Here is a 21218-nt window from a genome sequence, read left to right as displayed (position 1 = left end):
CTTTATGGTAGAAGTTTTTTCCCTCCTGTTCAGGAGAAAGAAGAATGTAAGCGGGAACTTTTGTTCCTTTTATTCATCAGAATCGAGTATGGTATTGACAGATGAGTTTTCGTAGGAATTAATAGAGTATTTTCCAAGCAATTATATTGAATTAAGCGATGTATGTTAGATTTTCTTAAACGTTTCTTTGGATCTTCTCAAGAGCGTACCTTAAAAAAATTTCAAAAACTTGTGGATAAGGTAAATCTCTATGATGAGATGCTCGCTCCTTTGTCTGATGAGGAGTTGCGTAATAAAACAGTAGAGTTAAAAAAGCGCTATCAGGAGGGCGAATCCTTAGATGATATGCTTCCTGAAGCTTATGCTGTTGTTAAAAATGTATGTAGACGTTTGACAGGAACTCCTGTAGAAGTTTCCGGTTATCATCAGAATTGGGACATGGTTCCTTATGATGTTCAGGTTCTCGGTGCTATAGCTATGCACAAGGGCTTTATTACTGAGATGCAGACAGGCGAAGGAAAAACTCTTACCGCAGTTATGCCTCTGTATTTAAATGCTTTAACAGGGAAGCCTGTGCATTTGGTCACAGTTAACGATTATCTTGCTCAAAGAGACTGTGAATGGGTTGGCTCCATATTGCGTTGGTTAGGTCTAACTACCGGAGTATTGATATCCGGCTCGCCTTTAGAAAAACGAAAGGAAATCTATCGTTGTGATGTTGTCTATGGTACAGCCTCAGAATTTGGGTTCGATTATCTCAGAGATAATTCTATAGCAACTTCTGTTGATGAGCAGGTAGGTCGGGGATTCTATTTTGCTATTATTGATGAAGTGGATTCTATTCTAATTGATGAAGCAAGAACTCCTTTAATTATTTCCGGGCCTGGAGAAAAACATAATCCTGTTTATTTCGAACTTAAGGATAAAGTTGCTGAACTAGTGCAATTACAAAGAGAACTATGTAATCAATTAGCTCTTGATGCTAGACGAGGATTAGAACTGTTCTTGGATATGGATATCCTTCCTAAGGATAAAAAAGTTATCGAAGGTATTTCTGAATTTTGCCGGAGTTTATGGCTAGTTAGTAAGGGTATGCCTTTAAATCGTGTTTTGCGTAGAGTACGCGAACACCCCGATTTGCGAGCTATGATTGATAAGTGGGATACTTATTATCACGCTGAACAAAATAAAGAAGAGAGTATTGAAAAACTATCTCAACTTTATATCATTGTTGATGAGCACAATAATGATTTTGAATTGACAGATCGTGGCATGCAACAGTGGGTTGATAGGGCCGGAGGCTCTGCCGAAGATTTCGTCATGATGGATATGGGACACGAATACGCTCTAATAGATAGTGATGAATCTCTTTCTCCAACAGATAAAATTAATAGAAAAATTGCCGTTTCTGAAGAAGACACTCAAAGAAAAGCTCGAGCTCATGGTTTGAGACAGCTGTTGAGAGCACAATTGCTTATGGAACGTGATGTGGACTACATTGTCCGTGATGATCAAATTGTCATTATTGATGAACATACAGGTCGTCCACAACCAGGCCGTCGTTTTTCCGAAGGTCTTCATCAAGCAATAGAAGCAAAAGAACATGTGACTATCCGTAAGGAATCACAAACTTTTGCGACAGTAACTTTGCAGAATTTCTTCCGTCTTTACGAAAAACTTGCAGGTATGACTGGGACGGCAATTACCGAGTCCAAAGAATTTAAAGAAATTTATAATCTATATGTTCTCCAAGTGCCTACATTTAAAACATGTTTACGTGTAGATCATAACGATGAATTTTATATGACAGAGCGTGAGAAGTATCATGCGATTGTTAATGAAATTGCTCGTATACATAAAGACGGGAATCCTATTCTCATAGGTACAGAATCTGTTGAGGTCTCTGAGAAGCTGTCTCGTATTTTGAAACAAAATCGTATAAATCATACAGTTTTAAATGCAAAAAATCATGCTCAAGAAGCGGAGATTATTGCTGCAGCTGGGAAGCTAGGTGCTGTTACTGTTGCTACAAATATGGCAGGTCGTGGTACAGATATCAAGCTAGATCAGGAAGCTGTAGTTGTTGGTGGTCTTCATGTTATCGGTACAAGTCGCCATCAGTCTCGACGTATTGATAGGCAATTACGTGGACGTTGCGCACGTTTAGGGGATCCTGGCGCTGCTAAGTTCTTCTTATCTTTTGAAGATCGTCTGATGCGTTTATTTGCTTCGCCAAAATTAAACGCATTGATTCGACATTTCCGTCCTCCTGAGGGAGAGGCCATGTCGGATCCTATGTTTAACAAGCTAATTGAGACTGCTCAAAAACGTGTTGAAGCAAGAAACTATACAATTCGAAAACATACTCTTGAGTATGACGATGTTATGAATAGGCAGAGACAGACTATTTATGGTTTTCGTAACGAAGTTATACGTTCTGAGGATATCTTTGCCTTAGCTAAGGAATCGATATATCATGTGTCATTGATGATAGCTTCATTGATCACGAGTCGTAATCATCCCACAGGTCACTCTCTCCCTACTCTAGAAGAATGGATGAACTACTCTTTCCCTCTGAAGTTAAATCTTGAGGAATTGCGTAGGTTAAACACTTTAGATGCTATTGCAGAAAAAGTTGCAGATGATTTGATTGGGGTTTTCCAGAATAAGTTTTCTTCTATGGTAGACGAAATTACTACAGCTGCTGGAAATGATGTTGATGCTAATGGTATCTGTAAAGATATTATACGCTCAGTAATGATTATGCATATCGATGAACAATGGAAAATTCATCTTGTGGACATGGATTTACTCCGTAGTGAAGTAGGTTTACGTACTGTGGGTCAGAAAGATCCTTTAATTGAATTTAAACACGAATCATTCTTACTATTTGAAAGCCTTGTCCGGGATATTCGTATCGCTATTGTGAAACATCTATTCCGTCTAGAGTTAACTATGACTAGAGAACAGCGTCCTCAAAATGTTATTCCTGTTGTTGCTACATCATTCCAAAATGATGAGAACTTCGGTCCTATGGAATTAACTGTTATCAATGATTCTGACGACGAATAAAAAAGCTTTTAGGGCTGGGCTAGCTTCCAGCCTTTTCCTGCTCTAATTTACGATTTTAAATAAATGTGGACCACTCGGACCATGTATTTGCATCATGGTGGCGTATCCAAAATGTTCTGTGGTTATCCCCAATCAGAAACTGTACGTGATGATCTCGATTACGAGTTGTCATACAAATAATGATATTATTTAAGGACTCCGATCCCTTTGGGAAATCTTCGGGAGCGTTTACAAATGTTTCTACATTTGTAGTAAGAAGAAAATCGGATTCTAATAGAGAGTTGAAGTCATAAGTTTTGCTTTCTATTGTTTTTGGAGGGATATTAAACCATAACTCCCAGTCTCCTGTCAGACAACTACGCGTATAAGCATGATTATCATCACTAATATAGAATTGGCGTATGACACCTTTTAGAATGGATTCTCCAAGAACTATAAGGAGATCACCATTCTCCTTGTCTTCTTCAACATAAACTCCAGTTTCTTGGTATTTATCCAAAGAGAAAGCTTCTTCTGATTGGTAAAGGAGCTCATCGAGTGAGTGGTGGTAATCAGCTTCTGATGCATCATAATGATCATGGTTCATGGTTAAAGTCTCCAAGAAATAATTAATTTGTTATTATTATTTTTGTAATAATAATATTTCATTTTTTAAACAAATTAATTTGTTCTTTTCGTTTTTTCTTTGAATTCTAAATCAAAAGGTATCCCGTATAAATTAAAAGATGATTTTAAAGTGTTTTTTAAATAACACTCATAATGTTTAGTTAGTAACGATTTTGCATTAATAAATAATAAGAATTGGAAAGGTGTGGCTGTCTTATGAATGGCATAGTAAACACGCAATCTTCTTCCATTAATTACTTGAGGATGATGCCTTTGTAGTGCTGAGGCCAGTGTTTTATTAACGACGGGTGTAGGGACTTTACTGGATACTGTTTCATAGAGTTCATCGATAGATGAAAAGATATGTCGTAGATTACGTTTTGTTGCTGCAGATATGCAAAGAATTCTAGATTGACCGATATAAACATCGGTGGCGCGTAAGTCTCGGATGTAATGCTCCATACGCACCGCCTCAATCAAATCCCATTTGTTAACAAGGATGATATGGGGTTTCTTGTGTTTAGATATCAAAGAAAGAATACGTTTATCGTAAGAAGATAGGTGATGCATGGCATCGATAACTAATAAGCAAACGTCTGCGCGTGCTATGGCTTTTTCTGTTCTAGACGAAGATATCCATTCTATAGAATTTTTTACGCTTTTCATTTTTCTTAGACCGGCAGTATCTATGAATAAATACGAACGATCATTATGAGAATATAGAATGTCGACGTTATCGCGAGTTGTTCCTGGTATATTGTCGATGATGCAGCGCTCTTCATTTAATAATCCATTAATGATAGAGGACTTGCCTACGTTAGGACGACCAATGAGAGCAATTTTTAAAGGTTTATTTGTTGCCGATGCTCCGGGGAAAGGGATTTCTTCTTCTTCGTAGTCTAATAGGGGTTCTTCGGATAACGTCTCAATCGAAGGGACTGCTTCTTCTTCAAGCTCTTCTTCTGGAAACTCTTCTACAAGTTCAGGAACATTACCAAGAGTTTTAATTCTATCTAAAAGTTTATCAATATGTTTATCGTGACTTGCTGATACAGTAAAAATCTCAGAGATTCCTATTTTATATAATTCATGAATGCGATGTTCATCTTTAAAAGTATCTGCTTTATTCGCGACAAGAATAAGAGGCTTGTTTAAAGGAAGAAGTAACTTAGCAAGTTCAGCGTCTTGTTCTGTAATTCCACAGCGAATATCAACAACAAGAAGCAAAATATCCGCTTCATTAGCACCCGCTAGAGCTTGCTTGTAGATGTGCTTTTGAAAGTGGTCTTCGGAATCTTTATCAACTCCCCCAGTATCGATTACTTGTACAGGGATGCTCCATCCACGTATCTCCCCGTATAGGCGATCTCGTGTGGTCCCTTCTTGGGAGTTAACAATAGCCAAAGATCGTTTGCACATGCGATTGAAAAGAGAAGATTTCCCAACGTTGGGTCTTCCTAAGATAGCAATCCGTAGCATGATAAGCCAATTAATCTCAGTTTTGAATAATTACAAAGAAAATGATAAAAGCTAAAAAATTAAATCTAAAGAAATAAAATCGATTGAGTGTTTAAGGGAAAAGTTTATTTTAAGATAAATCTTACTTCCAGAAGCCTTTTTCCTTCAGGAGTAATAAAATTTTTTCTTTGTCATGACATTCGTTTTCTATAGATAGTATCTCAGCTTCTCTTAAAAGATCTCCAAGTAGTCTACCTGGTGTAATCCCTCTAGAAATAAGGTCTGGAGCAGAAACCAAGGGTGTAGAAGTTTTGATTCTTAAAATGAATTGTTCTAAGCGTATTTCTAATTCTTGAACGCGAGCGATGAAATGCTGCTGTTTAGAAGGATCTTTTTGGGTCGCTGAAAACAGAGATAGAAATAGATGGGCTGTTGGTGAGGCTAAAAAATGTGCCCAAAAAACACGATTATTACTGATGTTTTGGAATTGTGGAAGAGCTTGGTACCAAAGTTGTAAAAGTTTTAAATCTTTATTTGACACCCGTAAACGCGTGAATGCTACGCAAGCGGCTTCTTCACTAACCCCTTGAAATAGGGGGAGTAGAAAGCAAATCTCAGGAAATTTTATTGGACTGATTCTTTTAGCAAATTCGATGTTTGTTCGTAATAAACTAGGAGGAACATCGCGAAGCTCAGGGAAGATAACAGTAATGATTTTTAGCTTTATCAATAAGGATAGGGCTTCGTAGGGACGGTTTTTTAGCATTTTCCTTAGTTCCTGCCAGATTCTTTCTGGAGATACGGAATTTACTAGGGTGGGGGCTTCCTTAATAATAGCGCGTTCTGTAGCTGGGTCTAGAGCAAAACCTAATGAAGAGCTAAAACGTATAGCTCGTAGTATACGGAGTTTATCTTCGGCAAAACGTAATTTAGGATGACCGATGGCACGGACGACGCGTTTTTCAAGATCCCTTCTTCCTTCAACAAGATCAAAGAGTTTTTCTTCGAAAGGATCATAATACATCCCATTTATTGTAAAATCTCGACGTAGAGCGTCTTCTTTCATTGATGAGAATACAACACGTTCGGGATGACGTCCATCCTCATAATTTTCATCACTACGGAATGTAGCCACTTCAAATAGCCGGTTGTCTTCTTTAACGACGATAATACCGAAGGCAGCACCTAGTGCTAAAGTATCAGTAAAAATAGTGGAAACGATGACAGGGGATGCGCTGGTTGCAATATCAATCTCTTCTATGGGTTTGCCCATGAGCATATCGCGAACGCAACCTCCAACAAAGTATGCTTGATAACCTGCATTACGCAATTTCAAGAGAATTTTTTTTGCAGCTTCTAGGGCGATCGTTGTCATTACATCCCTAAATAAAGAAGAGAAGAAATTTAAGCTATAGCTTCTGGAGCTCTCCTGATAATCACTGGTGCTTTATTCTCTAAGATTGTGTCTTCTTGAATCCTTATCGCCTCTACTGTAGGATCGGAAGGAATCTCAAACATCAAATCTCTGAGTAGATTTTCCAAGATCATACCTAAAGCGCGGGCGCCAGTTTTTGCCAGCTTAGCTTTTTTTGCTATAGCATACAGAGCATCTTTTTCGAATATCAACTTCACATTTTCTTCTGAAAATAGCTCGATATACTGTTTTACAATTGCATTTGTAGGTTCAGTAAGAATCGCGACAAGTTCGTCCAAAGAGAGCTCTTCACAGTTAACAATACAGTTGAATCGACCAACGAATTCAGGGATCATACCAAAGCCAATGAGATCTTCTGTTTCTACCTTAGTAAGTAAATGATCTCGATCTTCCTGTGAGAAATCTCCTAAATCATCAGAAAATCCGATTGTGGTTTTCCCTAAACGTTTGGCAATAATCTTATCTAAATTAACAAAGGCGCCGCCGACAATGAAAAGAATATTTTCAGTATTTACACGGATATATTCTTGATTAGGATGTTTACGTCCTCCTTTAGGGGGAACATTAGCAGTAGTGCCTTCTATAATTTTTAATAGAGCTTGTTGGACGCCTTCACCGGAAACGTCACGAGTAATAGAAACGTTAGCTGTAGTTCTACCAATTTTATCGATTTCATCAATATAGATAATTCCACGTTCTGCCCTAGCGACGTCGTAATCAGCGGCTTGCAATAATCTTAAAACAATGTTTTCCACATCTTCACCGACATAACCGGCTTCGGTAAGGGTTGTCGCATCAGCGATTGTAAATGGCACATCTAAAATTTTTGCTAAGGTTTTAGCAATAAGGGTTTTCCCTGATCCTGTAGGGCCCAAGAGTAAAACATTAGATTTTCCATAGCTTACGTGTTTATTGTTTAATAAAGCACGTATGCGTTTGTAATGATTATATACGGCTACCGCTATGGTTTTTTTTGCTCTTTCCTGTCCTACAACATATTTATCGATATGTTTTTTGATTTCTTTTGGAGTAAGAACTTGAAGATCTGGATGCTGAGGCGTAGTTTCTGTGGGTGTCCCTGATGATGGAGTCGATGTAGGTTTCTTATCTAAAATCCCTGAGCATAACTTAATGCAGTAATCACAAATATAGACAGATGGACCTGCTATCAGTTTTTCTACATCTTTTTCAGAACGCCCACAAAAAGAGCAAATGGTGAGATTTTTTTTGTTCATAACGACTCTCTAGGAGATAGTATCCTTATCTTTCGTGTCTTTTGCTGAAGAGACCACTTTATCAATTAGACCATACGAGATAGCATCCTCAGCACCCATAAAGAAATCTCTCTCAGAATCTTCTATGATTTTTTCTACAGGTTGTCCTGTACATTCGGAAAGAATGTTAGCGAGGTGCTTTTTCAGTGTTAAGATTTCAGCAGCTTGTAGCTGAATATCTGCAGAAGTTCCTATAATCCCGCCGGAAGGTTGGTGAATCATCATTCGACTATGAGGTAAAGCATAACGCTTACCTTTAGTTCCTGCAGAAAGTAATAGAGCTCCCATAGAAGCGGCTTGACCTATGCAATAAGTATTTACATCGCAACCTAAGAAACGAATAGTATCATAAATAGCTAGTCCTGCTGTGATATATCCGCCAGGAGAGTTAATGAAAACTTTAATATCTTTTTTAGGATCTTCAGACATTAGGAAAAGTAATTGGGCAATGACAGTATTCGCGAGAGGTTCTGTAATCTCTTGGCCAATCATTACAATGCGATCTTTTAAAAGACGCGAGTAAATATCCATGGCGCGTTCGCCACGACCTGTATCCTCGACCACATAAGGCACCAATGTCATTTGCATTTCCTCTCAAAATAGTTTCTTTCCCGCATATATATAGGATGCGCAAAAGCAATTCCAACAATACACATAATTCATTTTTTATGCTTTTTTGCCTGGAAATAAGCCTACGCATTAAAATGTTGAATTCTATGTTTAAGACTTTCTTGGGTCAAGTGTTTTCCTCTAGCTAAATTATGCAGAGGGTGCTGTCGCTAATTCTTTTGCTTTGGATAGAACTGTTTCCATGGCTTTATGGTAAGTTAGACGATCGCGAGCTGCCATCACGAGTTCTTGCAAAGCTTCGTTAGATATATCTCGAGGAGGTTGCATGCCGTAACGCTCTCTAGAACATACATCCATCATATATTGAAGTTCTTCACGGCTAATCACAAGCTTTTCATCTGTGAAAATCTTGTTTGCCAAGAAAAATAATTTTAAAGTTTTTTTAGCTTCTGCTTCCGCTTCTTGTAATAAATCTGATTTTTTATCTTCTAATTCTTCATCAGAACAATATTGAATCAAACGAGCATTGAGTAATTTTTCTCTCGTTAGCGTGGCTAAACGATCTTCTAACATAGATGTTGGAAGATCAAAATCTATAATATTTGCTAGAGCATTTTCTGCTTCAGTAAAGCGTTGTTGATGCTGTTTATCTTTTGCTTGATTTTCTAATTGAATGCGTAGCTTTTTCTTTAGATCTTCTAAAGATTCAGCCTGTAACTGACGAGCTTTCTCATCATCAAGTTCTGGAGCAACAACTTCAATGACTGCATTAACAGTAAAAGTTAGAACATCTCCATTTAAAAATGATTGAATGTCAGGAGAGGTGATGATCTCTGTAACGCGATGACCTGCAGAAATACCTAAAAATTTAGCTTTAAAAGAATCCGTCATTTCTTCTTCGCAAAGTTTGAAGTATTTATTTTCAAAAATTGCTGTAGGGGTTCTTTCTTCGTCTTGTTTGGAAACATAAAGAGATAGGGATACAAAATCCCCTTCTTGAGAAGGACGAGTTACAGGGGTTTTTGTGGCGAAGAAATAAGAGATATTGAGTAATCCCTTTTCCATTTCTTCATCAGTAATATCTTTTATAGGGGCTTCTTTTGCTAGTGATAATTTGTCCCAAGAAATATCAGCAATCACAGGAAAAGCTTCATAAGTGAAATCTACTTGCCCACCTTCCGCTAGATCTGCTTTTGCTACAGATGTTGATTTGATAGCTTGTGGAGAAAGAGGTCGGCGATCTCCTACAGTAGATAAAGCTTGGTAAGCTGCTTGAATCAATAATTGATTCAATTCTCTTGTTGCTTGGCTAGGATAACGAGAAACAATAATTTCATCAGGAGCTTTACCTTTTCGGAATCCTGATAATACAACATCTTTCTTTATCTTTTTTATAGCTTGTTTATGAAGTTTATCTAAGAGTTGCGGCGTGGTTTTTACTACAGCAGAAACAACACATCCTGACTGTTCTTCTAAATTAATAGAAAATTGCTCGTTAGAAAAATTTCGCGACACAAGACTACCTTTTGAAGCTTTTCTGGAAGGAAAAGCGGGTGATGAGGCTTGAACTCACGACCTTCACGTTGGCAACGTGGCGCTCTACCACTGAGCTACACCCGCAAGAAAAGTGATATTCTAGATATTTGATGAGTTTTTATCAATGACTAGTCAACTACGGTAGTAATAGTTAGTGCAAAAACACAGGCTGAAATACAAGACAAAAGGCCTGATAAAATTTTTCATTGATTTAGCATGGGTAAACAGGTACAAGTAAGCTGATTCAATCAGAACTCTATAATTTAGAGGAGAAATGCTCAATTTTCGCAAATTACGAAGGGATTTTACAGCTAACATTTTGCAGGATGGCAAGGAACTTTTTGACCAAGGAGCTGTGATTAATGCGAAAATCCTGTCTATGAACGGAGAATCAGTGTGTATAGGAGCACAGATTCGAGGCCTATATGACAACGTATATGAATGTGAAATAGAAGTTGATCGATCGAAATCTGATACCATAGATTCTAATTGTGATTGCTCTTATAATTATGATTGCCAGCACATAGTGGCACTACTGTTTTATCTAGAGAAGTATTTTAATGAAATGGTAGTGGCTTATTCTCAAGAAGCCAACTTAGATACTAATCAAGAGATAAATGAAGAAGTAAAAAAAGAGCTTCAAGAAACTTTTGTTGTTGCGGCCAGTAGAGAAGAAGAGAGAAAAGACCGAGCTCATCAAAAAGAAATTTTGAGTGAGTACGTTCACGCAGCGAATGTATTAAGCGCGAATCCATTTTTCCTCCCTCAAGAATATTTAGAGAAGAATTCTGCAGAACTTGCTGTTTTATTTGTTGGTGCCAACGATGAAGTATTTCGCCCAAATCAGCATGTTGAATTCCAACTTGTTTTACGTCTTCCCGGACGTTCTAAACCGTTTTATATTTCAAATATTAAAACCTTTCTTGAAGGAGTTTTATATCAAGAGCCGATTATCCTTAATGGGCGTCGTTTCTTTTTCACAATGCAATCTTTCAATGCTTCTGACCGTAAGCTTATAGATTTGTTAATTCGCTATGTTCGTTATGCGAACCAAGCTCCTGAAGAAAAACTATTAAAATCTGCTTATCTTACATTAACATCGTTAGGTGTAATTTTAGGAAAAATGTATGAACATCAAATGGCAGATCGTGGTGGAGGGCAAGCTGGAGAGAAAGAAAGTTTTTCAGGAATGTTTTGTGGGAACCTTGAAGAACCTTTATGTTGGTCGGTTTCACCAGCTAAGATGAAGTTTGATTTAGATTTTTTCGACACTCCCTACAAAGCATTGTTAATGACTCCACTAATCTTAGTGGACGATGAGACTCTTCAGCCTGAGCAAGCGATTCTTTTAGAATCTAATGTTCCCGGAATTATTCATAATAACGTTTACCATCACTTCGCACCCCAAATTCGACGTGCGCATTTACGTTCTTTTTCAAGGCTACGAGATATTACTGTCCCAGAAGCTCTATTCGGCTCTTTCCGAGAGAATGCTCTTCCTGTGTTTAAAGAATACGCTGAAGTTTCCAACGTTGAAGTTCTAAACTCCTTTATTACTCTGCCTTATATTGAAGATGTTCGTGGTGTCTGTAACATAAGTTATTTAGATGGCGAATTAGAGGCAAAATTACATTTTATTTATGATTCGCTTGCGATTCCAGCTGCTTCTTTTTCTTTAAAATACCAAGATATTCGTGCATTTATTCGTGACGACGGAATCTTGGCTAGAAATCTTGTTGAAGAACGTAAAATCATAGAAGAGGTTTTCTCAGGCTTTATTTATGATGAGCGTGACGGTGCTTTTCATGTAAAAAGTGAAAAGAAAATCGTAGAGTTTATGACAGAAACAATTCCTAATAATCAGCATAGGATAACGTTTAATTGTCCTGAGACTCTTTCTGATCAGTTTATTTATGATGAAACAGTCTTTGATCTTTCCTTTAAGGAAAGCTCTGAAATTAATACTTATGAAGCCGAGCTTAAAGTTAATGGTTTGCTGAAGGGAATTAGCTTGGACTTGCTTTGGGATTGTATAAGCGCTAAAAAACGTTTCCTTGAGTTGCCAAAGCGAGGACGTAATGTAAAAACTCCTCGAAGAGGTAGAACCTCTGGTTCTGCAAAACTTCCATGTATTTTAGTTTTGGATTTAGAAAAAATTTCTCCAGTTATTCAGATTTTTAATGAAATAGGCTTTAAAGTTCTTGATGACTTTGTAGAAAAGTGTCCTTTGTGGAGTTTAACAGGGATTTCTCCTGAATTATTCAAAGGTTTACCGGTCAATTTTAAAATGACGGATAAACTCGCGGAGATACAAAAGCAAATTCGTGGAGAAGTTGCTTTTGATTTCCAAGCTATTCCTAAGCAAATACAAGCTACATTACGTAGCTATCAAACAGAAGGAATTCATTGGCTAGAACGTCTTAGAAGAATGCATTTAAATGGCATTCTTGCTGACGATATGGGCCTTGGGAAAACCTTACAAGCGATCATTGCTATTACACAAAGTAGATTAGAGAAGGGAAAGGGATGTTCGCTAATTGTCTGTCCAACATCTCTAGTATATAACTGGAAAGAAGAATTCCGTAAGTTTAATCCCGAATTCAAAACTATGATAGTTGATGGGATCCCTTCTCATAGACGTAGACAGCTAGCTACTTTATCAGATTATGACGTTGCCATTACCTCATACAACCTGTTGCAAAAAGACATCGATATTTATAAGGATTTTGTCTTTGACTATGTAGTTTTAGACGAAGCTCATCATATTAAGAACCGTACGACGCGTAATGCAAAATCTGTAAAAATGATTCGTTCGGGGCATCGATTAATCTTAACAGGGACTCCGATTGAAAATTCTCTTGAAGAATTATGGAGCCTTTTCGATTTCTTAATGCCTGGCTTATTAAGCAGTTACGATCGCTTTGTTGGAAAATATATCCGCACAGGCAACTATATGGGGAATAAGACCGATAATATGGTTGCTTTGAAGAAGAAGGTCGCACCGTTCATTCTTCGTCGTATGAAAGAAGACGTATTGGAAGATTTACCTCCTGTTTCAGAAATTCTATATCATTGTCACCTTACAGATTCTCAGAAAGAGCTATACCATTCTTATGCTGCTTCAGCTAAAAAAGAACTTTCTCGTTTAGTTAAACAAGAAGGATTTGATCGTATACATATCCATGTTCTTGCAACACTTACCCGTCTAAAACAAATCTGTTGTCACCCAGCTATTTTTGCAAAAGATGTACCTGAGCCGGGTGATTCTGCAAAGTATGATTTGCTTATGGACCTTCTTTCTTCTCTTGTTGAGACAGGGCATAAAACCGTTCTCTTTAGTCAATATACCAAGATGTTAAGCATCATAAAAAAAGACTTAGAAGCTCGTGGCGTGCGCTTTGTTTATTTAGACGGTTCCACCAAGAACAGATTAGAAATAGTCAACCAGTTTAACGAAGATCCAGGACTTTTAGTTTTCTTGATTTCTTTAAAAGCTGGAGGAACAGGATTAAATCTTGTTGGTGCGGACACGGTGATTCACTACGACATGTGGTGGAATCCTGCTGTAGAAAATCAAGCTACAGATCGGGTGCATCGCATAGGGCAGAATCGCTCAGTGTCTTCGTATAAGCTAGTTACGTTAAATACTATTGAGGAAAAAATTCTAACTCTCCAAAACAGGAAAAAGAGCCTTGTAAAGAAAGTGATCAACTCTGATGATGAAGTCGTTTCCAAGTTGACTTGGGAAGAAGTACTAGAATTGCTACAGATATGATGCTATGAGCCCACATCGAAGCTTATTTAAAATTAAAAATCTTTCTAATCGATTGTACAACAAGACTCTAGGCCGTTTTGATAAAGTTTTCAACTTTTTTTCTGGCAATGTTGGTATCGATTTAGGAACAGCGAACACTTTAGTTTATGTTCGTGGTCGGGGTATTGTTCTCAGTGAGCCCTCCGTAGTTGCTGTAGATGCTCAAACGCATACAGTTCTTGCTGTTGGCCATAAAGCTAAGGCTATGTTGGGAAAAACTCCGCGTAAAATTATGGCTGTTCGTCCTATGAAAGATGGGGTGATTGCAGATTTCGAAATAGCGGAGGGCATGTTAAAGGCGTTGATCAAACGTGTAACACCTTCTCGTAGTATGTTCCGACCTAGAATTTTAATTGCTGTACCTTCGGGGATTACTGGTGTGGAAAAGCGTGCTGTTGAAGACTCTGCTTTACATGCTGGAGCTCAGGAAGTGATCTTAATAGAGGAGCCTATGGCGGCTGCTATTGGCGTGGATCTTCCTGTTCACGAACCTGCTGCGAGTATGATTATTGATATTGGTGGTGGAACTACGGAGATTGCTATCATTTCTCTAGGAGGAATTGTAGAGTCACGTTCCTTACGTATTGCTGGGGATGAGTTCGATGAATGTATTATTAATTACATGCGTCGTACTTACAATCTTATGATTGGCCCGCGTACTGCTGAAGAAATAAAAATCACTATTGGTTCTGCGTATCCTTTGGGAGATCATGAGCTTGAAATGGAAGTTCGAGGTCGTGATCAGGTTGCAGGATTACCAATCACAAAAAGGATTAACTCTGTTGAAATTCGTGAATGTTTAGCAGAGCCTATCCAACAAATTATTGAATGCGTTCGTTTAACTTTAGAGAAGTGTCCTCCCGAACTTTCTGCTGATTTAGTTGAACGTGGTATGGTATTAGCTGGTGGAGGGGCTTTAATTAAAGGTCTCGATAAGGCTTTAAGTAAAAATACAGGGCTTTCTGTAATTACTGCACCGCATCCTTTACTTGCTGTTTGTTTAGGAACAGGAAAGGCTTTAGAACACCTAGATCAATTCAAAAAACGCAAAGGGAATATGGTATGACCAGTGCATGGAGCAATGAAATTCAGCATGAAGGTTTAAGACAATGGATCAAAGAGGTTGCTGAATTAGTAACTCCTAAGGATATCCGTATATGTAATGGCTCTGATGCTGAATATGCTGAAGTCTACAGTATGATGCAAAAATCAGGAATAGCTATTCCTTTAAACTCTGATTTACATCCCAACTGTTTTCTAGTGCGTTCTTCTCCTGAAGATGTTGCTCGTGTTGAACAGTTCACTTTTATTTGTACTACAAAAAAAGAAGATGCAGGCCCTACCAATAATTGGCGTGATCCCCAAGAAATGCGTCAGGAATTAGAAGGTCTTTTCCGAGGTTGTATGCGCGGAAGGACTCTCTATGTGATTCCTTTTTGCATGGGACCGTTAAATTCTCCATTTTCTCTTATTGGTGTTGAAATTACCGATTCTCCATATGTTGTTTGTTCTATGAAGATCATGACACGAATGGGAGCAGAGGTATTAGAATCTCTAGGAACATCCGGTTCTTTTCATAAGTGTCTACACAGTGTGGGAGTCCCTTTATCTCCGGGTGAAAAAGATGTAGCTTGGCCTTGTAATCCTAAGCATATGCGTATAGTACATTTCCAAGATGACAGTAGTGTAATGTCATTTGGTAGTGGTTACGGGGGAAATGCTTTACTAGGGAAGAAATGCGTAGCATTACGCTTAGCTTCATATATAGCTCGTTCACAAAACTGGCTTGCAGAGCATATGCTAATCATCGGTGTGACTAATCCTCAAGGACAGAAGAAATATTTTGCCGCTTCTTTCCCTAGCGCTTGTGGTAAAACTAATCTCGCGATGCTCATGCCTAAGATTCCTGGTTGGAAAGTCGAATGTGTCGGCGATGACATTGCATGGATACGTCCTGGTGTTGACGGTAGGTTATACGCTGTGAATCCTGAATTTGGTTTTTTTGGTGTTGCTCCAGGAACATCAGAAACGACAAATCCTAATGCTTTAGCTACTTGCAAATCTAACTCGATATTCACTAATGTTGCTTTGACTCCAAATGGAGATGTCTGGTGGGAAGGTTTAACGAGCCAACCTCCTGAAGGTCTTATAGATTGGCATGGTAATCCTTGGCAACCCGGAGGAGCTCCTGCAGCACATGCTAATTCTAGATTCACTACTCTTGTAAAGCAGTGTCCTGTTTTAGATCCTCAATGGAATAGTCCTGAAGGTGTACCAATTGAGGCGATTATTTTTGGTGGTCGTCGTTCTGAGACTATACCTTTGGTTTATGAGGCTTTAAGTTGGCAACATGGAGTCACCATTGGTGCAAGCATGTCTTCGGCAACTACCGCAGCTATTGTTGGTGAACAAGGGAAGTTGCGGCATGATCCTTTTGCTATGTTACCTTTCTGTGGCTACAACATGGCATACTATTTTGATCACTGGTTATCTTTTGCTTCTAACACAAGTTTAAAACTACCAAAGATCTATGGCGTGAACTGGTTCCGTAAGGATAAAGATGGTAATTTTATCTGGCCAGGATTTAGCGACAATCTTCGTGTTTTAGAATGGATTTTTCGAAGAACTAATGGGGAAGAGTCCATCGCTAAGAAAACACCCATTGGTTACTTACCAGAAGAATCTTCTTTGAACTTAGAAGGACTCAATTTATCTTCACAAGCTCTTCAGGATCTACTTTCTGTGGATGTTTCTGGGTGGCTGAAAGAGGTTGCTAATGTTCGTGAGTATTGCAAGATTTTTGGATCTGACTTTCCTCAAACAATCACTGATGAATTATTCAGAATAGAAAGAGAATTAAAATAATTAAATAATCAAAGTCACTTGTTATTTATGTTTTAGTTTTAAAGTTAATTATTTTTTATTTTTGAAATATTTTTTTTATTTTAAAATTAGAAAAATAATTAGTCTCTTCTGGATAAATTACAGTGACGGTACCATCTTCATACATTACTTTTAATCGCAATGTAACTGCGGCACTACTTGGTGATCAGGTAGATATGACAACACCGTTTTCTAGTTCTGTATTTCTTTTTCAAGAACTAGATCAGAAAGCAAGGGGATTAAAACACGCACTTGGTTTGTTGCAAGAAGCAGAGGTTAAGTTACCCACAGCGCAATTTTCCTCAGAGTTTATAGGAGATGCTTCTTTCGAAAATCTTCCTGAAGAAAAAATCACACTTTCAAATATTACTTATGATTCCCGTAAAGTTGACGAAATTTTAGCAAACCCAAATCTTGCTGCTGCAAAACTTTATATAGAGGGGCTTGATAAGAGTTTTGATGATTGGCTAAAGGACGTTGATCAAGGAGGGATTGTTAATCCTACAGAAGCTGAAAAAACTATAGTTAAAGATTTTAAAATAAAATTAGATACTTTGAAACAGGCCTTTGTAGCAGGAACTCCTACAGAAGCACAATACACATCTCTATATGGTTTATCTAAAGAGTTTGTAGCGGCAATAGAAAAACTAGAGGGGAAAGACGCTCCTCCAAAAAGCAAAGTGATCAATTTTTGGCAGAACATTATGGTAGTTTATAATGCCATGATCTCCTTGTCTTATCCTGTTTCTGAACAACTGAATATCCAACTTGCTGAATGCTCATTAAATATTGATGAAGCGAATAAAGTCATTGAGCTAATACGTCAGTTCTCAAGTTCTCTTAAAGATCTACTCAATCCTATTTGGGATATATCTTCAACAGCATCTACCTTAACTGGTTCCGGTTATAACGCTATGCAAGGGGGTATGACACGCACCTATATAGTGTTGGGCGGGGTATATCGCATGCTTATGGATAAGTACTCAGGTCATGCTGTAGACAAGATGCCCGAAGGAGTCAAACAGGGAGTAACTACGTTTATCAATGCTATGGGTAGCTTGAAGATGAATGCCAATGTGACTTTACCCAGTTTCCTAAGTTTATTGTATTCCTATTTAGTGTGTGCTGGGCAATACGGTATATCCCAGAGTAGTTCGCAGGCTAATTATAAAGCGGTTCTTGAGAAAGAATATACTTATTGGAATGAACGCGGAAATAGTAATTTTAATGTTGCCGACGTGCCTTTAGTTACATTTAAGAATAACCCTTATGCTACTTATCAAGGTATCAAGCTATTTTATGGCAGCAGTCAAACTAATCTTAATCCTGAATTTTTCCAAAAATGCATTGAATTAATGACGAGGAGTCCTAATTCGGTGATGTCACGCTTTGATTATCAGAAAGTGATTGATGGGATGAATAATGGTATTAAGCAAATCCGAGATCAAATTAATAAATGGACAGAAGAATCGGCCAAGTTAATGGGTCAAAAAGATTCTATGGATCCTACGAAATTAAATTATTTTGAGAGTATGAAAGAGGGCAAAAAGACGTTCGTAGATACTTCTCCGATACAAATGGTTTACTCCTCTTTATTATTAGATAAATATTTACCCAATCAGCAGCATGTTCTAGAGACGTTAGGGGTACAGATGACCTTCTCTAATAAGGCTGCTAAGTACATGAATCAAATCATTACTCATGTTACGAATTTCCAAACTGCAGATGTCTATTATTCTTTAGCGATATACTTGCGTCAAATGAACTTACAGGCCCTTACGGATGCTTTAGGGAAAGCTCAGAGTGTTTTAAATAAAGAAAAAGTACGTTGTAAAGCGGATGTTGAGCGTTGTCAGAGAGTGAAAACCGAACTTACTAAAATCTTAGAAAGCGTCAAAAATGATGACGAGCTTACCTCTTCTCAGAAACGAGAGCTTCGTCAGACAATTTCCGGATACGAATTCCAATTCGACGCTTTATTGCGTAATCTAGGTAATCTTTACGTCTTCCTAAACAATATGCAATTTAGTGCAGTAGCAAAACCTGAAGAGGTTGATGAAGCCTTTGATATTAAGGTTAACGGTCAAACATCTGAGAATTGGCCTCGTTTCCTCTCATCTTTTGAAAGCTTTGTTATTGAAGGTGGTGACAACGGTGTTGTTCCTGGTGGTGAGCAGCAGATCTTACAAAGTTTAGAAGCTACCCAACAAAATTTTACAACCTTTAACCAAAACCAACAGCTCGCATTACAGTTAGAGTCTTCCGCAATTCAGCAAGAGTGGACTATGGTCAGCGCTGCTTTAGCATTGATGAATCAGATAGTTGCGAAGTTAACACGTAGATTTAAATAGGTGAAGTTATGAAAAACTCTTCAATACAAGGCTATCAACAGGCTAATCAAATTTCTGAAGGTCGTGTATTTGCAGAACGTCGTGTATCTCCTGCTGAGGTAGCTGCGGATTATACAAAGATGAATGAGGTAGCTTCTCATTTAAAAATCATGCATGACTTGCTTAAAGAAGCTAGTGATTTGGGATTGCATAGAGATTTTGTATCTTCTTTGAAGCATGACTTTTTAGATACAGGATTCGAACTTGCTGTAATACAAACTGTCCTTACAGAAAAAGAAAATAAAGAGCTACGTAAAGAAGCAAATAAGATTTTTCAAGAGCATTTAGATAGGATATCTCCGCAAGCGTTAACAACAGCTCCCGAGCTTGCTCCGGTAGCGGATTCTATAGTTAATAAAATGCCTTTCCAATCGGCATTTGCTTATATCCTTTTAGATAAATATATCCCTGCGCAAGAGACTGCTTTATATGCATTAGGAAGAGAATTAAATCTTTCAGGATACGCTCAGAACTTATTTAGTCCTCTTTTAGAGATTATAAAGAGCTTCAACTCTGCACCTATTGTATATAACTTAGGATCTTACATTTCTCAAACATCAGGAACTGCCAATTTTAAATTTGGTTATCAGATGATTGTAGATCGCTATGAAGAAGAGTGTTTACAGTTGAGAAATGATATTAAAAGTGCTGAGAATGCTCAGCTTTTATTAAAGCAAATTTCTAAGAATATTCAGGGAAATAGTTCTCTTTCCGATGCTCAAAAAAAACAGCTCGAGGACATCGTTAAAGGCTATAATAATGAACTAGGCATCATGCTAAATCAGATGAAGAATCTGATATTGAATCTAAATGCTCTTGTTTTCATTCCTGGGAATAATGAATACGATCCTTCTTATAAGATTATGGGTTCTGATTTTTCTATAATTAAATTACAAGATTTGGAACATAAGGTTGTTGATGGAGAAATTGACATCAAAACAGGAACTGCAAAGGGTGGCTTGTTGAATTTCTTTAACAACTGTCTTTCTGATGTGCAAAATTACGGGGATTTAGCTCAAACGCATCAATTGATGTTGGAACTTCAGATGCGTGCTATGCAACAGGAATGGAGCTTAATTGCGGCATCATTGAAACTGATTCATAATGTATATCGTACGTTAATTAGCTCTTATAATTAGAATTGGAACCCTGCGGTTACGTTTATAGCACGCTGGCAACCCCAACGTCCTTCAACGCTATAGAAGAAGTTATCTGATGCGCAGCTTGTTGCTCCACAGCAAAAGTTCACTCTATGGAAATTTGTGATTTTCCGTACTTTGAACTTTAAGTTAGAAAACTGGCTTTCTAGACGTTTAAAGCTATCCGCGGGTGCGGTTCTTGATGAACTTCCTACAGAAACAGAAACATAGGGAAGGATATAATCATTCACATAGGTGGTGATTCCTATATTTGCGGACCACTCTTTGTAGCTAATTTTACCGTTAGAATCTTCAAAATATACTTCAGGATTTGCTTGGCTATTTACTATGATGTAGTTAATAGGACACGTTGCATGGCGATAATCTCCACCAATACCAATGAAAGAAATCCCATCTTTCCAAAGAATCTTTTTCAAACTTAAGTCCCAAACAAAACCATAATTGCTTTGCACTTCTACCAAACCGTCGGTAACTTGTGATTCAGAAGCAAGAGGTGAAGAAGTATAGTCTCTATAGGCGTTAAGAGGGAGACGGTAGTATTGTTTTAACCCACCGATTTTTACATCGAAGCTGATATCTAATAGGGGAATAGCAGCGGGTGAAGTATCTTGGAAAGCTACTGAAGCAAAAATACAACTAGAGCTAACTTTAGAATCATTTAGATCGAAGTCAAAATCTTTAAATGTAGAGGTAACGTTAGGTTGAGGTCCTGTCCCCGCTGTAGTAACAGATGTCACCACGGGAACATTTTTTACTCTTGCGCTTTCTGAAAAAATATAATCTCCAGAAAAGCCTATTTTTAAGCTTCCTGTAAGTGCTGCAAAGAGACTATAGCTATTGCAAAGTTCGAATGCACACATTCCTTTCTGTTCTGGATTAATTCCTGGGATGACAGGATAAGCAGGATTTCCCGATGGCATAGCATTAAGGATTGAGGAAGAAAAAATTCCTGATAAAGCTAGGAGAGAGAGGGATGCTAAACGTAGATGCTTTTTCAGCTTGCTATTCATTTAGTGGATG

13 protein-coding genes and 1 tRNA gene are annotated in these 21218 nt (G+C 37.9%); 6 read left to right on the top strand and 8 right to left on the bottom strand.

What is annotated here, in order from left to right:
- The first annotated feature begins 162 nt into the window (after positions 1 to 162).
- Entirely contained in the window at positions 163 to 3072 is a 2910-nt protein-coding gene (gene secA / locus C10C_RS04695) for a preprotein translocase subunit SecA (RefSeq protein WP_117274662.1), read from the top strand.
- 55 nt (positions 3073 to 3127) lie between these two features.
- Here secA and C10C_RS04690 read toward each other — a convergent pair whose 3' ends face one another.
- The 7 genes from C10C_RS04690 to C10C_RS04660 form a co-directional block, all read right to left on the bottom strand.
- Positions 3128 to 3658 (bottom strand): hypothetical protein, encoded by a 531-nt coding sequence (locus tag C10C_RS04690; RefSeq protein ID WP_117274661.1) that lies wholly within the window; start codon positions 3656 to 3658, stop codon positions 3128 to 3130.
- A gap of 74 nt (positions 3659 to 3732) precedes the next feature.
- Positions 3733 to 5157 (bottom strand): ribosome biogenesis GTPase Der, encoded by a 1425-nt coding sequence (der, locus tag C10C_RS04685; protein ID WP_117274660.1) that lies wholly within the window; start codon positions 5155 to 5157, stop codon positions 3733 to 3735.
- 121 nt (positions 5158 to 5278) lie between these two features.
- Positions 5279 to 6511, bottom strand: coding sequence for a CCA tRNA nucleotidyltransferase (locus C10C_RS04680; protein WP_117274659.1), 1233 nt, complete (start codon positions 6509 to 6511; stop codon positions 5279 to 5281).
- 29 nt (positions 6512 to 6540) lie between these two features.
- Positions 6541 to 7806, bottom strand: a complete 1266-nt coding sequence (gene clpX / locus C10C_RS04675) for an ATP-dependent Clp protease ATP-binding subunit ClpX (protein WP_117274658.1) — start codon at positions 7804 to 7806, stop codon at positions 6541 to 6543.
- A gap of 9 nt (positions 7807 to 7815) precedes the next feature.
- Positions 7816 to 8427 (bottom strand): ATP-dependent Clp protease proteolytic subunit, encoded by a 612-nt coding sequence (locus tag C10C_RS04670; protein ID WP_006343578.1) that lies wholly within the window; start codon positions 8425 to 8427, stop codon positions 7816 to 7818.
- 177 nt (positions 8428 to 8604) lie between these two features.
- Complete coding sequence (gene tig, locus C10C_RS04665; RefSeq protein ID WP_117274657.1) at positions 8605 to 9930, bottom strand: trigger factor; 1326 nt, start codon at positions 9928 to 9930, stop codon at positions 8605 to 8607.
- Between the two features lie 33 nt (positions 9931 to 9963).
- Positions 9964 to 10035 (bottom strand) — tRNA-Gly (locus tag C10C_RS04660).
- 190 nt (positions 10036 to 10225) lie between these two features.
- Between C10C_RS04660 and C10C_RS04655 the strand changes: the two genes are divergently transcribed.
- From C10C_RS04655 to C10C_RS04635, 5 genes are all read left to right on the top strand, one after another.
- Positions 10226 to 13726 carry a DEAD/DEAH box helicase gene (locus C10C_RS04655; protein WP_117274656.1) on the top strand — a complete coding sequence of 1167 codons (3501 nt, stop codon included), beginning with the start codon at positions 10226 to 10228 and terminating at the stop codon, positions 13724 to 13726.
- 4 nt (positions 13727 to 13730) lie between these two features.
- Positions 13731 to 14831 (top strand): rod shape-determining protein, encoded by a 1101-nt coding sequence (locus C10C_RS04650; RefSeq protein WP_006343575.1) that lies wholly within the window; start codon positions 13731 to 13733, stop codon positions 14829 to 14831.
- Positions 14828 to 16630, top strand: a complete 1803-nt coding sequence (locus tag C10C_RS04645) for a phosphoenolpyruvate carboxykinase (GTP) (protein WP_117274655.1) — start codon at positions 14828 to 14830, stop codon at positions 16628 to 16630. Before C10C_RS04650 ends, C10C_RS04645 begins: the two co-directional genes overlap by 4 nt.
- Positions 16631 to 16752: 122 nt before the next feature.
- Entirely contained in the window at positions 16753 to 18999 is a 2247-nt protein-coding gene (locus C10C_RS04640; RefSeq protein ID WP_117274654.1) for a CT620/CT621 family type III secretion system effector, read from the top strand.
- Positions 19000 to 19007: 8 nt separating this feature from the next.
- A complete protein-coding gene (locus tag C10C_RS04635) occupies positions 19008 to 20177 on the top strand; it encodes a CT620/CT621 family type III secretion system effector (protein ID WP_117274653.1) in 1170 nt (389 codons plus the stop codon).
- On the opposite strand, the gene C10C_RS04630 is transcribed toward C10C_RS04635, so the two are convergent.
- Positions 20174 to 21208: a hypothetical protein gene (locus C10C_RS04630; protein ID WP_117274652.1), complete on the bottom strand. Its 1035-nt coding sequence runs from the start codon at positions 21206 to 21208 to the stop codon at positions 20174 to 20176. The genes C10C_RS04635 and C10C_RS04630 overlap by 4 nt on opposite strands.
- Between the last annotated feature and the right edge of the window lie 10 nt (positions 21209 to 21218).

Origin of the sequence: Chlamydia poikilotherma (assembly GCF_900239975.1) — a bacterium.
GTDB lineage: Bacteria > Chlamydiota > Chlamydiia > Chlamydiales > Chlamydiaceae > Chlamydia > Chlamydia poikilotherma.
This window is presented reverse-complemented; position numbering and strand designations above follow the sequence as displayed.

Bases quoted from the DNA above. Each gene is read 5' to 3' on its own strand.
- C10C_RS04670 (WP_006343578.1), bottom strand. From the start codon at position 8,427: ATGACATTGGTGCCTTATGTGGTCGAGGATACAGGTCGTGGCGAACGC.
- C10C_RS04650 (WP_006343575.1), top strand. From the start codon at position 13,731: ATGAGCCCACATCGAAGCTTATTTAAAATTAAAAATCTTTCTAATCGA.
- C10C_RS04645 (WP_117274655.1), top strand. From the start codon at position 14,828: ATGACCAGTGCATGGAGCAATGAAATTCAGCATGAAGGTTTAAGACAA.
- secA (WP_117274662.1), top strand. From the start codon at position 163: ATGTTAGATTTTCTTAAACGTTTCTTTGGATCTTCTCAAGAGCGTACC.
- C10C_RS04690 (WP_117274661.1), bottom strand. From the start codon at position 3,658: ATGAACCATGATCATTATGATGCATCAGAAGCTGATTACCACCACTCA.
- clpX (WP_117274658.1), bottom strand. From the start codon at position 7,806: ATGAACAAAAAAAATCTCACCATTTGCTCTTTTTGTGGGCGTTCTGAA.
- der (WP_117274660.1), bottom strand. From the start codon at position 5,157: ATGCTACGGATTGCTATCTTAGGAAGACCCAACGTTGGGAAATCTTCT.
- C10C_RS04680 (WP_117274659.1), bottom strand. From the start codon at position 6,511: ATGACAACGATCGCCCTAGAAGCTGCAAAAAAAATTCTCTTGAAATTG.
- C10C_RS04635 (WP_117274653.1), top strand. From the start codon at position 19,008: ATGAAAAACTCTTCAATACAAGGCTATCAACAGGCTAATCAAATTTCT.
- C10C_RS04630 (WP_117274652.1), bottom strand. From the start codon at position 21,208: ATGAATAGCAAGCTGAAAAAGCATCTACGTTTAGCATCCCTCTCTCTC.
- C10C_RS04655 (WP_117274656.1), top strand. From the start codon at position 10,226: ATGCTCAATTTTCGCAAATTACGAAGGGATTTTACAGCTAACATTTTG.